Consider the following 13,970-nt stretch of genomic DNA (forward strand, 5'->3'; position numbering starts at 1 on the left):
GTCACCGGGAGGGGCGGGGGCCGCTCGGCGCACCGGGCCTCGGGGAGGGCGGGGTGCGACCAGTGCTCGACCCGTTGGCCGCCGTCCGCCGCCCCGACGACCCGGCCTGCGACGTCTACCTGACCGGCCCCGTCTTTCTCGACATCGTCTTCACCGGCCTCGACTCGGCCCCCGTACGCGGCACCGAGTCCTGGGCCCGGGGCATGGGATCGAGCCCCGGCGGCGTGGCCAACATGGCCACCGCGCTCGCCCGGCTCGGGCTGCGCACCTCGCTCGCCGCGGCCTTCGGCGACGACATGTACGGCGACTACTGCCGGGACGCCCTCGACCGTGGCGAGGGCATCGACCTGTCGCTGTCGCGCACGGTGCCGGGCTGGCACTCGCCGGTCACCGTCTCCATGGCGTACGAGGGCGAGCGCACGATGGTCTCGCACGGGCACGAGGCGCCGCCGACGCGGGCGGGGGCGGCGGAGGGGGCGTTCGACGGGGAGCCCGCCCCGGAGTGTCCGCCGCCGGCGCGCGCCTGCGTGGCCTCGCTGGTGCCCGGCAGCCGCGAGGAGTGGATCGCGCACGCCGCGCGCCGGGGCAGCCGGATCTTCGCCGACGTGGGCTGGGACGACACCGGACGCTGGGACCCGGCCGACCTCGCCGACCTGGAGCACTGCGAGGCGTTCCTGCCCAACGCCGTCGAGGCGATGCGCTACACCCGCACCGACTGCCCGCGCGCCGCGGCCCGCGCGCTGACCGAGAAGGTGCCGGTGGCCGTCGTGACGCTGGGTGCCGAGGGCGCGTACGCCGTGGACGGCCGCACCGGCGAGAGCGCCGAGGTGCCCGCCATCGCGGTCGAGGCACTGGACCCGACCGGTGCCGGGGACGTCTTCGTGGCGGGGTTCATCACCGGCACCCTGGCCGGCTGGCCGCTCGCCGACCGGCTCGCCTTCGCCGGCCTGACCGCCGCCCTGTCGGTGCAGGAGTTCGGCGGATCGCTGTCCGCGCCGGGCTGGGTGGAGATCGCCGCCTGGTGGCAGCACGTGCGGGCCTTCGACGACCAGAGCCTGGTCGCGGGGCAGGGCAGCGCGCTGCGCCGGTACGCGTTCCTGGACGGCCTGCTGCCCTCCGCGCCCCGCCCCTGGCCGCTGCGCCGGGCGGTACCCACCATCGGCTTCCGCCAGTCCTGAGCCGGCCCCCACCCGACCCCGAACCGGCCCCACCACGCCCCGACACCGGCGTCCCCCGACCCTGACCCGGCCCTGACCCGGGCCCTGGCGCGGCCCTGATCCAACCCTGACGCCACCCCGGCCCCGGCCGCGCGCCGGCCCTGAGCTTCGCCCGGGACCGACCCGGACGCCCACCCGCGCCCGCCCACCCCGTGGCCTCGCGCGCGGGTGGCCGGGAAGTCGGTGCGCGTTCACGTCGTGGCAGGGTGCCGGGCACCGGCCGGCCGCGGCCCTCGATAAAAGGCTCTGGTCTTGTCAGTGCGGCGTCGTACGCTGGGTATCCCAAGCCGCTGAACCACGGAAAGAGGGATGAGCAGGCCCCAGAGCCGGCCCATGACGCAAACACCCACAGCCCAGAGCCCCGCGCAGGGGCAGGCACGCGCCCACTTCACGGTTCCGGCCAAGCACCCGATGGTCACGGTCCTTGGCTCCGGAGACTCCCTGTTGCGCGTGATCGAGAACGCGTTCCCGGCCACCGACATCCACGTCCGGGGAAACCAGATCAGCGCGGTCGGCGATCAGCGGGAAGTCGCTCTGATCCAGCGTCTTTTCGACGAGATGATGCTGGTGCTGCGCACCGGTCAACCGATGACGGAGGATGCGGTGGAGCGCTCGATCGCCATGCTGCGCGCGGCGGAGAACGGCGGCGAGCAGGCGGAGACCCCCGCCGAGGTCCTCACGCAGAACATCCTCTCCAACCGGGGCCGCACCATCCGCCCCAAGACCCTGAACCAGAAGCGCTACGTCGACGCCATCGACAAGCACACGATCGTCTTCGGCATCGGCCCCGCCGGCACCGGCAAGACCTACCTGGCCATGGCCAAGGCGGTCCAGGCGCTCCAGTCCAAGCAGGTCACCCGCATCATCCTGACCCGGCCCGCGGTCGAGGCGGGCGAGCGGCTCGGCTTCCTGCCCGGCACGCTCTACGAGAAGATCGACCCGTACCTGCGCCCGCTCTACGACGCGCTGCACGACATGCTCGACCCCGACTCCATCCCGCGCCTGATGGCCGCGGGCACGATCGAGGTCGCCCCGCTCGCGTACATGCGTGGTCGGACGTTGAACGACGCCTTCATCATCCTGGACGAGGCGCAGAACACGAACCCCGAGCAGATGAAGATGTTCCTCACGCGGCTCGGCTTCGAATCCAAGATAGTGATCACCGGTGACGTCACCCAGATCGACCTTCCGGGCGGCACCAAGAGCGGTCTGCGGCAGGTGCAGGACATCCTGGAGGGCGTCCAGGACGTCCACTTCTCGCGGCTCACCAGCACCGACGTCGTCCGGCACAAGCTCGTCGGCCGTATTGTCGACGCGTACGAGCAGTACGACAGCCGCACCGGGCAGTCGGGTTGAGCAGGCCATCGGCCGTGCCCGCGCCCGCCGCGACCCGGTGGTCGCGGCGTGGTGCGGCACGACGAGCTAACCGGCATCGGTAATCGGAGAGATCAACAGCCCCATGGCGATCGACGTCAACAACGAATCCGGCACGGACATCGACGAACAGGCGGTGCTGGACGTCGCCCGGTACGCCCTGGCCCGGATGCGCATCCACCCGCTTTCCGAGCTCTCGATCATCGTCATCGACGCCGACGCCATGGAGCAGCTCCACCTCCAGTGGATGGACCTGCCAGGCCCCACCGACGTCATGTCCTTCCCGATGGACGAGCTGCGCCCGCCGGGCAAGGACGACGACGAGCCGCCCCAGGGGCTGCTCGGCGATATCGTGCTCTGCCCCGAGGTGGCGAAACAGCAGGGCGCCCAGGCGCCGACACAGCACTCGATGGACGAGGAACTCCAGTTGCTCACCGTGCACGGCTGCCTGCACCTGCTCGGCTACGACCACGAGGAGCCGGACGAGCGGGCCGAGATGTTCGCCCTCCAGAAGGCGATCGTGGACGGCTGGCGGGCCGAGCGCGGCATGACGGGCCCGTCTCCGGCCCCCACCACCAGGTGAGCGCCGCCTGATGACCGCACAACTGATCACCTCGGCCGTCCTCCTGGTCGTCGTCGCCTGGCTGGCGGCCTGCGCGGAGGCCGGCCTGGCGCGCACGACGCGCTTCCGGGCGCAGGAGGCGGTGCGTTCGGGACGGCGCGGCAGCGCCAAGCTGATGGCCGTCGCCGAGGACCCCACCCGCTACCTCAACGTGGCACTGTTGGTCCGGGTGGCCTGCGAGGTCGCGGCCGGCGCCGTCGTCACCTACGTGTGCGTGCGGGTGTACGACGAGACCTGGGAGGCGCTGGCCATCGCGATCGGCGTGATGGTCCTCGTCTCCTACGTCGCGGTCGGCGTGTCGCCCCGTACGATCGGCCGGCAGCACCCGCTCAACACGGCCACGGCCGCCGCCTACGTGCTGCTGCCGCTGGCCCGCGTGATGGGCCCCATCCCGCAACTCCTCATCCTCATCGGCAACGCCCTCACCCCGGGCAAGGGCTTCCGCAAGGGCCCCTTCGCCTCCGAGGCCGAGCTGCGCGCCATGGTGGACCTCGCCGAGCAGGAGTCGCTGATCGAGGACGACGAGCGCCGCATGGTGCACTCCGTCTTCGAGCTGGGGGACACGCTGGTACGCGAGGTGATGGTGCCGCGCACCGACCTGGTCGCCATCGAGCGCTTCAAGACCATCCGGCAGGCCCTGACCCTCGCGCTGCGCTCCGGGTTCTCCCGCATCCCGGTCACCGGGGACAGCGAGGACGACGTGGTCGGCATCGTCTACCTCAAGGACCTCGCCCGTAAGACGCACGTCAACCGGGACTCCGAGAGTGACCTGGTCTCCACGGCCATGCGTCCGGCGACGTTCGTGCCCGACACGAAGAACGCGGGCGACCTGCTGCGCGAGATGCAGCAGGAGCGCAACCACGTGGCCGTCGTCATCGACGAGTACGGCGGCACGGCCGGCATCGTCACCATCGAGGACATCCTGGAGGAGATCGTCGGCGAGATCACCGACGAGTACGACCGCGAGCTGCCGCCCGTCGAGAGCCTCGGCGAGGACCGCTACCGCGTCACCGCCCGCCTCGACATCGGCACCCTCGGGGAGCTGTACGGGCTGCGTCTGGACGACGAGGACGTGGAGACCGTCGGCGGGCTGCTGGCCAAGTCGCTCGGCCGGGTGCCCATCGCCGGCGCGGTGGCCGACGTCGACCTGAGCGAGGACGCCACCGACCCGGACCTGACGGCCCTGCGCCTGACCGCCGAGTCCTCGGCCGGCCGGCGCAACCGCATCCTGACGGTCCTGGTCGAGCCCGTACGCGAGACGGGCGACCCGGCGGAGCCGGAGGCGGTGTCCCGGGGCGCGGAAGCGGACCGCTAGCCGCGCGGGCGCGGGGCGCTCCAGCTCACCCTGGGGCGCCTCTTTCCCGACCCTGGCCCTGGCCCCGTTACTGGTCCAGGGCGGGCAGTTCGCGCAGTTCGGTGCGCGAGGTGACGCCCAGTTTGGGGAAGATCTTGTACAGGTGGTAACCGACCGTGCGCGGGCTCACGGTCAGCCGGGCCGCGATCTCGCGGTTGGTCAGCCCGCGCGCGGCGAGCCGCGCCACCTGGCGTTCCTGCTCGGTCAGCCGGTCCGCCGCGTCGTCGGCCCGTCGCCGCGCCGAGCCGCCCGCCGCGCGGAGCTGGCCGAGGGCGCGGTCGCGCCAGACCACGGCGCCGAGCCCGTCGAAGAGGTCCGCCGCCTCCCGCAGCGCCGCCCGCGCCTCGCTCGGCCGGCGCGTGCGCCGCAGGTGCTCGCCGTAGGTGAGAGCGCACCGCGCCCGGGCGAACGGCTGGCCGCCGGCCGCGTCGCTCGCGCCGGGCGACTGGCCGGCGTCGCCCGTGCCGGCCCGGGCCTTCGCGGCGGGGCCCTCGTACGCTTCCCGCGACTGCGACTGCGACTGCGACTGCGACTGCGACTGCGACGGCGACCGCGACCCGGACCCGGCATCGCCCGTCGCGGGTTCGGCCGGGTCGGGGGTTAGCAGCCGGCAGCGGTCGGCGTCCGCCCAGGCCCACGGCATCCCGCTGGTCTCGGCCCAGGCGACGAACGGCGCCGCGACCCGCCGTGCGCCGGCCGGCTCACCCGTCGCCCGGTACGCCTCCACGAGGTCGGCGCTGGAGCGCCGGGCGATGCGCGGATGCGCGTACGGGGAGCCGGGGCGGTGTACGTCGGACAGGTGCTCGCGGGCCTCGGCGTACCCGCCGCGGGCCAACGCCGCCTGGGCCAGGGCCCAGCGGGCCTCGGCCGCGGCGGCGCGGTTGCGCGACGGCAGGGCCAGGGCCGTCGCCGCCCGGGCGTGCGCGTGGCAGGCGTCCTCGTCGCCGCGTAGCGCCGCGAACCGGGCGAGCACGGCGAGCGCGTCGGCGCGACGTACCGGCTGGTCCGCGTCCCGGCTCAGCCGCACCGCCTCCGTCGCGTGCTCCACCCCCTCCGCGGTGAGGCCCAGTTCGTAGGCCAGACCCGCGCTCCACACCAGCGGCAGGGCGAGCAGTGCCAGGGTGCCCGAGGCCCGCAGCGCGGCGCACGCCTGGGTGGCGAACTCCCGCACCCGGCGCGGGTGCGGTCCGTCGCGGGTGATGGCCAGCGGCCACAGCCAGCGGTGCACGCTACTGGTGCCCAACTCCTCCGGCGCCCGGCGCAGGATCTCCCACGGGTCGATGCCGGTGGCCTCGGGGTCCCCGGCGAGCGAGGCGGCGAGCCACCGCCCGTACCGCTGGTACCGGGGCGCCCCGTCGAGCCCGGCGATCCGCAGCGCGGCGGCGCGCGCCGGCGCGTCGAGCCCGGCGTGCTCGGCCGCGTCGCACGCCATGAACAGCAGCGCGGCGGCATGCGGCGCCGAGTGTGTGACCAGCGCGTCGGCGCCGCGGGACAACTCCTCGTACGCCGCGTCCTGCGGCCCGCTCGCGTGCGCCAGCAGGCCACTGAGGCGGGCGAGGGCGACCGGGGGCGCGGGGTGGGCCGCGCCGTGCGGGCCGGCGGCTCCGGCGCGCGACGCGTCCGCCGGCAGGGCGTGGGAGGCCGCGGCCCGCGCGGAGAGTTCGCGCGCGGCCTCCGTACGGCCCGACTTCCACGCCGCGTGCGCCGCCTCCGCGAGGCGCCGCAACCGCCCCTGCGGGCTCTCGCTGAGGTCGGCGGCGCGGCTGAGCGCCGCCGTGACGGCCGCGAGCCCGCCGCGCTCGGCGAGTTCCCCGGCCCCCTGCTCCAGCGCGGCGGCCACCTCCTCGTCGGGCCCGGTGCTGGCCAGGGCGCGGTGCCAGACGGCGATGTGGCCGGCGCCGGGGGCCGCGGCCGGGCCGGGGGCGGTGGACGGCGTGGGGGTGGTGGGATGCGGCGCCGGCGCGACGGTGGGGCGCGCGGCGCGTTCCTCCCACTCCTCGGCGAGCGCCAGGTGCGCCGCCCCGCGCTCCAGGAACGGCGCGTCCGCGTACACCGCGGAGCGCACCAGGGGGTGCCGGAAGCGCAGTTCGGGCCCGCTGACGTGGAGCAGGCCGGCCCGTTCGGCGACATCGAGCGCGCCCGCCGGAACCCGCAGCCTGGCGGCGGCGCCCAGCACGACGTCGGTGCGCCCGCGCTCGTCGGCCGCTGCGACCAGCAGCAGCGTGCGCGCCGGCGCGGGCAGGCGGCGTACCCGGCCGGTGAACGCGGCGCGCAGTTGCGCACCGAGCGGTGGGCCGGCGGGCAACGGGGCGCCGTCGACCAAGGGTTCGCCGCCCGGGCCCGATCCGGGCCCCGGATCGGCCGGCGACCGCGCGGCGTGCGGTGCGGAGAACTCGAGGAGGGCCAGCGGGTTGCCGCCCGTCGCGGCGTGCAGCGCGGCCGGGTCCGGGCCGCCCGACGTCCTGCCACGGTCGGCCAACAGCGCCCCGACGGCCTCGACGGACAGCCCGCGCAGCCGCAGCGTGGGCAGATCGCGTACGAGGCCGCCACCGCCCACGCCACCGCCCCCTCCCGGCCCGCCCTCGTCCCGTACGGAGCCCGCCTCGTCCCATGGGAAGCCCTCCGCATCCCGTACCGAGCCGTCCTCGTCCCGTACGGCGATCAGCGCGGCGACGTCGGTGCGCAGGGTGGTGAGCCGGCGTGCGGCGAACAGCACGGCGGTCTGGGTGGCCGGGTCGAGCCACTGGAAGTCGTCCACCAGGAGGAGCAACGGCCGCTCGCGCGCGGCCCGTTCGATGAGGGCCAGGGTGGCGGTGCACACCAGGAGGTCCGTGGTGCGGTGCGCGGCCAGCCCGAGGGCGCCGTGCAGGGCGGCGGCCTGCACGGCCGGTAGGTCCGCGGCGCGGTCGAGGACCGGCGCGAGCAGTTGCTGGAGGCCGCCGAAGCCCAGCGTGACCTCGGACTCGACGCCCACGCAGCGCAGCACGGTGAGGCCGGACCCCGGGGCCTCCGCACGCCGGCGCGCGTCCGCGAGGAGCGCGCTCTTCCCGATGCCGGCCTCGCCCCGTACGAGCAGCGCGCGCCCCCGGCCCGCGAGCGCCTCGTCGAGCACCCGGCGCACGGCCGCGCGCTCGCTGTCGCGCCCGTGCAGCGGCGCCCCCGCCTCCTGTGGGTCATCCATGGCCAGAGGCTAACCGGCGCCCCGACCAGTCGATGTGACAGATGCCCGGGCCCCGGGCCGCGCCGGATGCTCGAAGCGGCACATCGGCGCGGCGGCACGGGCGCCGCGCGAGGCCGAGTCATCAGAGCGAAGGAGCCGGACACGTGAACACCACACCGCCCACGGACCAGCCCGCACCGCGCCGCCGGGGCGTCCTCGCGGGCGTCATCGCCGGGGCCGCGGGCGCGGCCGGGCTGACCGCGACGGGCGCCTCGCCCGCCGCCGCTGCCGGCCGCACCAGCCGGGACAGGGGACGAGCCGGGGCGGGCGCCGGGCGCAGGTTCGCCGGCAAGGTCGTCCTCATCACGGGCGCCACCTCCGGAATCGGCCGCGCCACCGCCAAGGCGTTCGCCGCCGAGGGCGCGAAGGTCGGCTTCTGTGGGCGCCGGAGCGAACTCGGCCGCACCGTGGAGCGCGAGATCCGCGCCGCCGGCGGCGAGGCCAGCTACCTACGGGCCGACGTGCGCGAGGCCGACCAGGTCGAGGCGTTCGTGAACGGGGTCGTGGGACGGTACGGCGGCCTCGACATCGCGTTCACCAACGCGGGCGTCGAGTTCTCCCGGCCGCTGCACGAGACGACCGTCGCCCAGTGGGACGACATCACCCGCACCAACGAGCGGGGCGTCTTCCTCGCCATGAAGTACGCGATACCCCACCTCATCAAGCGCGGCGGCGGCGTCATCGTGTGCACCTCCTCCAGCGGCGCCGAGCGCGCCCGCCCCGCCCACGCCGGCTACTGCGCCAGCAAGCGCGGCGTCGAGGGCATCGTGAAGTCGGCCGCGCTGGACTACGGGTCGCACGGCATCCGGGTCAACGCCATCCTGCCCGGCACCACCGACACCCCCCTGGTACGCCCGCCCGGGCTGAGCGACGAGATGTGGGCGTCGTTCAAGAAGGCGTGGGGGCCGCTCAACGTCCCGGGGCTGCGCCGGATGGCCGAGCCGACCGAGATCGCGGACGCCGTCCTGGCCCTAGCCTCCGACCAGTTCGCGTTCATGACCGGTGCCTCGGTGACCGTGGACGGCGGCAGCACCGCCGGCGGTGCGATGGTCTGGCCGGAGGGCTTCCCGAAGCCGCCCGGACAGTAGCCGACGCGCGCCGACGGGGGCGCGCGCCCACCGCGCGCCCCACCCCGTCGCGCGCGGTCTGACCCGCGCTCCCGCCCGAGGCCGAGGCCGCCACCAGCGTCGCCGTATCCTCGTGCACATGAGCGACACGACGGCGTTGGCCCCGGAAGACCAGAAGATCATCACGCTCGCCCGTGCCACGCGGGCGCGCAACGGCGTGCCCGAGGGCGCGGCCGTCCGCGATGAGACCGGACGCACCTACGTCGCCGGCACCGTCGCCCTGGAGTCGCTCCACCTGAGCGCGTTGCGCACCGCCGTCGCGATGGCCGTGGCCAGCGGCGCCACCTCGCTGGAGGCCGCCGCGGTGGTCAGCGACGTGGCGGCCGTCTCCGACGAGGACCGGGCGGCGGTGCGCGACCTGGGCGGGCCGCTGACCCCGGTGATCCTCGCGGGCCCGGACGGCACGCCGCGCGCCACGGTGACCGCCGGGTGAGCGCGGGCGACCTGCCCGAGCGCGCCTCCGTGACCACCTCCTCCGACGCCACCCCCGAAGCTGCCGGCGCCGACGAGCCCACCGAGCACGCCTCCCGCCCGCAGCCACCGGCCCCCGGGCCGACGGGCGGCTCGGCCATCGACTGGGCGCTGCTCGTCTGCGGCTCGGTGTTGCTGCTGGGTGTCGTGGTGGACGTGGTGGAGGGCGAGGGCCTGGCCTGGGTCACCCTCGCCTGGACGCTGATCCTGCTGCCGGAGGGCGTACGACGGATCTTCGCCGCCCGCGGGCACACGCGCCGGGTCGAGCTGATGGGTCCCATCGCGGGATTCTGCACGGCCGCGGCCACCGCGATCTGCTGGGCGGGCCTGGCCTACGACTGGTCGCGGGGCAACGGCACGAGTTGGCTCGTGCTGATCGGGACCGTGCTGCTGACCGTGGGCGGCGCGGCCTGGCTGGTCCGCAGGCTGCTGGAGCGCCGGTAACCACCGCCGAGCCGAGGCGTACGTCATGGACCGACTGCCGCACCTGGACCGCACGCTCGACGCGTTGGACCCGCCCCGCTGGGCGCCGCCCGCCGCCGACGCGACCCACCTGGTCCGCACCGTGCACGCGGCGCGGCGCCTGCCGCTGGGCGAACTCGGCCCCGTGGAGTTGCGCCTCCTCGTCAGCCAGCGGGTGGCGCTGCCGTACGTGCTGCCGCTCGCGGTGCGCCTGTTGCGCGCGGAGCCGCTGCTCGACGCCTTCTTCTCCCCGGGCGACCTGCTGCTCGCCACCGTCGGCGTCCCCGCGGCGGCCTGGGCGCCGCTGCCGGACGTGGCCGCTGAGCTGCGCGCCGTGGTCGCGGCGCTGCCGGGGGCGGCGGTCGCCGAACTGCCCCGGGGCGCGGTCGAGCAGCTCGCCCGCTTCGCCGCGCCACCCGCCCCACCAGGCCGAACCGGCGGCGGACCGACCACGCCGACGGCCCCTCGGACGCGGTAGTGGCGGGCCCGGCAAGGCCCGCCGCGGCCCCGGTTGGTCGGGGCCGGCGCCCCGATCGGGGAGAATGGCCCGCATGAGCGCTCGTACCCCCTCTTCGGAAGCCCCCCATCGCGCGGGCTTCGCCTGTTTCGTCGGCCGCCCGAACGCGGGCAAGTCCACCCTGACGAACGCTCTGGTCGGCACCAAGGTGGCCATCACCTCCAACCGGCCGCAGACCACCCGGCACACCGTGCGCGGCATCGTGCACCGCCCCGAGGCGCAGCTCGTCCTCGTGGACACCCCCGGCCTGCACAAGCCGCGCACGCTGCTCGGGGAGCGCCTCAACGACGTCGTACGGGCCACCTGGGCCGAGGTCGACGTGATCGGGTTCTGCCTGCCCGCCGACCAGAAGCTCGGCCCCGGCGACCGCTACATCGCCACGGAACTGGCCGGCATCAAGAAGACGCCCAAGGTCGCGATCGTCACCAAGACCGACCTCGTGGACTCCCAGCAGCTCGCCGAGCAACTGATCGCCATCGACCAGCTCGGCCGCGACCTCGGCATCGAATGGGCCGAGATCGTGCCGGTCTCGGCGGTCGCGGACACCCAGGTCCACCTGCTCGCCGACCTGCTCGTGCCGCTCCTGCCGGAGAGCCCGCCGCTCTACCCGGAGGGCGACCTGACCGACGAGCCGGAGCAGGTCATGGTCGCCGAGCTGATCCGCGAGGCCGCCCTGGAGGGCGTACGGGACGAGCTGCCGCACTCCATCGCGGTCGTGGTCGAGGAGATGATCCCGCGCCCGGACCGCCCCAAGGACAAGCCCCTCCTCGACGTGCACGCCAACGTCTACATCGAGCGGCCGAGCCAGAAGGGCATCATCATCGGCCCGAAGGGCGCCCGCCTGAAGGAGGTCGGCATGAAGTCCCGCAAGCACATCGAGGCCCTGCTCGGCACCCCGGTCTACCTCGACCTGCACGTCAAGGTCGCCAAGGACTGGCAGCGCGATCCCAAGCAGCTCCGCAAGCTCGGCTTCTGAGCAACGCCCCGAGCCATCCCCGCGAAGTGAGCTAGAAGTGAGCTAGGAGTTTCCACGCTCCGGCGTGCGCCCCGGTGCGGGCCTACCCCGGCGGGGCCCGCCCCCCGAGCGGCCCCGGCGCGGGCCCGCCCCCGAGCGGTCCCGGCCGGTGGCGGGCGACCGCCCCGGGGCCGGCGCTACGCCGGCGGGCTCGCGACCAGCGCCGTGCCCAGCCGGACGAAGCCGATCTGCCCGTACAGCCGCTCCACCTCGGCGTCGGAGGCGGACAGGAAGACGGTGCGTATCCCACGGGCGCGGGCGTCCGACGCCAGTGCGGAGGTCACCGCGAGCGCCAGCCCGCGGCGGCGCGCCGCCGGCAGCGTGCCGACGCCGACGATCTCGCTGACGTCCGCGACCACGTGCCGCTGGCCCGCGCACAGCGCGAGCCCGCTCTCGTCGTCCACGGCCGCCGCGACCGCCGTCCGCCCGGCCCTGATGCCCTCCACGGCGAGCCGCACCGCCGGCTGCCCGCCGTGCCGGGGCAGCGCCGCCACCAACTCCGCGAGGCCCGTCGCGCCGACCCGGCCGCCGGGCTCCGCGAACGCGAGGTGCGGCACCGTCAGGGCGCTGGGCAGCGCGGGATCGGCCGGGGCCACCATGCGCACCGTGACGCCGTCGGGCCGGTGGCGCACGACCGGCAGCAGCGCGCCGGCGCCCAGCACCAGCAGCGGGTGCTCGCGCACCACGAGCCCGGACCGCTCCGCGGCGGCGCGCAGCGTGGGCGTGGTCTCCGCCACCCACTCGAAGCTCTCCGGGAGGCCGAGCGCCCGCTGTCTGGCCCGCATCCGGTCCACGTCACCCGCGCTCACGTCCGCCGTCAGCCCCAGCGCGGGCCGCGCGTACAGCGGCCAGCCGGCCCCGTCGCGGACGAACAGGGTCAGCGGCCCGACGTCTTCGGCCCGGGCGAGCGGGCGTAACACCGCGTCGTAGTACCGCTCCAGGCGATCCAGCGTGGGTTGGTGAGAGATCATGCCGCGATCCAAGCAACACCCCGCGGCGCGGGCCAGTGGTTTGCACGCTCCGTAGTCGGCCGGGGCGTGCCCGTTACGCCCCCTCCCGCAGCACCGTCCTGATCAGCTCCCGCTGCGCCGAGCTGAGTCGCGGGTCGGCGCAGTAGACCGTGGCGCCGTCCACCTCGATGCCGTACTGGAAGCCGTCGGGCACGCCCACCGGCCGATCCGGCGCCCCGTCGGCCAGCGCGGCGCGGGCCAGCTCCTCCAGGTGGGGGGCGTCGGCCCGGCCGGTGCTGTCGAGGCCCGCCCGGCGCGTGATGCCGGCGAAGCCGCCGGTTCTGGTGACGGTAATCCGCATGGTCCCTCTCTACCGGGCCGAGGGGGCGCCCCGCTACCCACCCCGCCCCGCGGGTGTGCCCGAGCCGGCGCCACCGGCCCGGGCACGGCTCGGGGCGACGGCTAGGCCGTCTCCACCCCCACGCGGGACCATGCCTTCTGGAGCGCCCGCTGCTCGTCGCCGGCCCCGAACCTGCTCTCGGCCGCCGCCAGGGTCAGCCGGGCGAAGTCGGTGAAGTTGGCGTCGGCGGCCAGCTCGCCGCCGGTCAGCACGTCGTACCAGATCTGCCCGGCCCGCTCCCACGCGTAGCCGCCGAGGTCCGTCGCGGCCAGGTAGAACGCGTGGTTGGGGATGCCCGAGTTGATGTGCACGCCGCCGTTGTCGTCGCTGGTGTCGACGTAGTCGTCCATCGTGGCGGGCTGCGGGTCCTTGCCGAGTACGTCGTCGTCGTACGCGGTGCCCGGGGCCTTCATCGAGCGCAGCGCCTCGCCGGTCACCCGGTCGGTCAGCAGCTCCGCGCCGATCAGCCAGTCGGCCTGGTCGGCGGTCTGGCCCAGGGAGTGCTGCTTGATCAGCGCGCCGAAGACGTCGGAGACCGACTCGTTGAGCGCGCCCGGCTGGCTGAAGTACTCCAGGTTGGCGGTGTACTGCGTGACGCCGTGGGTGAGTTCGTGGCCGATGACGTCGAGCGGCAGGGTGAAGTCCCGGAAGACCTCGCCGTCGCCGTCGCCGAAGACCATGCGCTCGCCGTCCCAGAACGCGTTGCCGTAGTCCTGGCCGTAGTGGACGGTCGCGTCCAGCGGCAGGCCGCCGCCGTCGATGGAGCGCCGGCCGTAGACCTTGAGGTACAGGTCGAAGGTGGCGCCGAGGCCGGCGTAGGCGCGGTTGACGCTCGCGTCCTGGCCGGGGTCATCGCCCTCGCCGCGGACCTTCTCGCCGGGCAGCTCCTCGCGGTTCCCGGCGTCGTAGATCGTCCGTTGCGGTTGGTCCGTGGCCTCCCGTTCGGCCGCGGTGGCGCGGATGCCGCGGACCGTGGTGATGCGCCGCCTGGTGCGTTGCAGGGCGTCCCGCTCCAGGGTGCGGCGGGCCGGCTCGTGCAGCGCCGGGTCGTCGGCGCGGGCCAGCCGGTCCAGGACGTGTGGGGGGACGATGGTGCAGAAGACACCGTGGTGGTGGGTGTGGTGGGAGGAGGTTCGGGGCGCGTCGGCGGCGGCGGGCGGGCGGTTGCGCGTGCGTGAGTCGTCCATGGGGGCAATGTGGCACCGGCCGGTGGGCCTGTCATGACGTGGCGTCGCGATTAC

At 75.1% G+C, this 13,970-nt stretch carries 13 protein-coding genes; 9 read left to right on the forward strand and 4 right to left on the reverse strand.

Features of this window, described 5'->3' with window-relative positions:
* Nucleotides 1-53 precede the first annotated feature (53 nt).
* From AC3CHW_RS25025 to AC3CHW_RS25040, 4 genes are all read left to right on the forward strand, one after another.
* Entirely contained in the window at nucleotides 54-1,178 is a 1,125-nt protein-coding gene (locus AC3CHW_RS25025) for a carbohydrate kinase family protein (protein ID WP_176161538.1), read from the forward strand.
* A 372-nt stretch (nucleotides 1,179-1,550) separates the two neighbouring features.
* Complete coding sequence (locus AC3CHW_RS25030) at nucleotides 1,551-2,573, forward strand: PhoH family protein (RefSeq protein WP_398607193.1); 1,023 nt, start codon at nucleotides 1,551-1,553, stop codon at nucleotides 2,571-2,573.
* A 103-nt stretch (nucleotides 2,574-2,676) separates the two neighbouring features.
* Complete coding sequence (gene ybeY, locus AC3CHW_RS25035; RefSeq protein ID WP_176161536.1) at nucleotides 2,677-3,174, forward strand: rRNA maturation RNase YbeY; 498 nt, start codon at nucleotides 2,677-2,679, stop codon at nucleotides 3,172-3,174.
* A gap of 10 nt (nucleotides 3,175-3,184) precedes the next feature.
* Nucleotides 3,185-4,528, forward strand: a complete 1,344-nt coding sequence (locus AC3CHW_RS25040) for a hemolysin family protein (RefSeq protein WP_398607192.1) — start codon at nucleotides 3,185-3,187, stop codon at nucleotides 4,526-4,528.
* Nucleotides 4,529-4,595: 67 nt separating this feature from the next.
* On the opposite strand, the gene AC3CHW_RS25045 is transcribed toward AC3CHW_RS25040, so the two are convergent.
* Nucleotides 4,596-7,748 carry a helix-turn-helix transcriptional regulator gene (locus AC3CHW_RS25045; RefSeq protein WP_488467983.1) on the reverse strand — a complete coding sequence of 1,051 codons (3,153 nt, stop codon included), beginning with the start codon at nucleotides 7,746-7,748 and terminating at the stop codon, nucleotides 4,596-4,598.
* Nucleotides 7,749-7,891: 143 nt separating this feature from the next.
* On the opposite strand from AC3CHW_RS25045, the gene AC3CHW_RS25050 reads away from it, so the two are divergent.
* The 5 genes from AC3CHW_RS25050 (at nucleotide 7,892) to era (ending at nucleotide 11,340) form a co-directional block, all read left to right on the forward strand.
* On the forward strand, nucleotides 7,892-8,875 hold the full coding sequence (locus AC3CHW_RS25050; protein WP_488467984.1) for an SDR family NAD(P)-dependent oxidoreductase: 984 nt from the start codon (nucleotides 7,892-7,894) through the stop codon (nucleotides 8,873-8,875).
* A gap of 118 nt (nucleotides 8,876-8,993) precedes the next feature.
* Entirely contained in the window at nucleotides 8,994-9,347 is a 354-nt protein-coding gene (locus tag AC3CHW_RS25055) for a cytidine deaminase (RefSeq protein WP_277322337.1), read from the forward strand.
* Nucleotides 9,344-9,829 carry a hypothetical protein gene (locus tag AC3CHW_RS25060; RefSeq protein WP_488467985.1) on the forward strand — a complete coding sequence of 162 codons (486 nt, stop codon included), beginning with the start codon at nucleotides 9,344-9,346 and terminating at the stop codon, nucleotides 9,827-9,829. The genes AC3CHW_RS25055 and AC3CHW_RS25060 overlap by 4 nt, the downstream gene beginning before the upstream one ends.
* Nucleotides 9,830-9,854: 25 nt before the next feature.
* On the forward strand, nucleotides 9,855-10,325 hold the full coding sequence (locus tag AC3CHW_RS25065; RefSeq protein WP_398607188.1) for a contact-dependent growth inhibition system immunity protein: 471 nt from the start codon (nucleotides 9,855-9,857) through the stop codon (nucleotides 10,323-10,325).
* Between the two features lie 73 nt (nucleotides 10,326-10,398).
* On the forward strand, nucleotides 10,399-11,340 hold the full coding sequence (gene era, locus AC3CHW_RS25070) for a GTPase Era (RefSeq protein ID WP_176166029.1): 942 nt from the start codon (nucleotides 10,399-10,401) through the stop codon (nucleotides 11,338-11,340).
* 176 nt (nucleotides 11,341-11,516) lie between these two features.
* Here era and AC3CHW_RS25075 read toward each other — a convergent pair whose 3' ends face one another.
* The 3 genes from AC3CHW_RS25075 to AC3CHW_RS25085 all read right to left on the reverse strand — a co-directional run bounded on the left by AC3CHW_RS25075 (nucleotide 11,517) and on the right by AC3CHW_RS25085 (nucleotide 13,916).
* Nucleotides 11,517-12,350 carry a GNAT family N-acetyltransferase gene (locus AC3CHW_RS25075; RefSeq protein ID WP_488467986.1) on the reverse strand — a complete coding sequence of 278 codons (834 nt, stop codon included), beginning with the start codon at nucleotides 12,348-12,350 and terminating at the stop codon, nucleotides 11,517-11,519.
* 73 nt (nucleotides 12,351-12,423) lie between these two features.
* A complete protein-coding gene (locus tag AC3CHW_RS25080) occupies nucleotides 12,424-12,690 on the reverse strand; it encodes a protealysin inhibitor emfourin (protein ID WP_398607186.1) in 267 nt (88 codons plus the stop codon).
* A 101-nt stretch (nucleotides 12,691-12,791) separates the two neighbouring features.
* On the reverse strand, nucleotides 12,792-13,916 hold the full coding sequence (locus AC3CHW_RS25085) for a M4 family metallopeptidase (protein ID WP_488467987.1): 1,125 nt from the start codon (nucleotides 13,914-13,916) through the stop codon (nucleotides 12,792-12,794).
* Between the last annotated feature and the right edge of the window lie 54 nt (nucleotides 13,917-13,970).

This window comes from Streptomyces sp. MGP-BFMKR1, assembly GCF_057766585.1.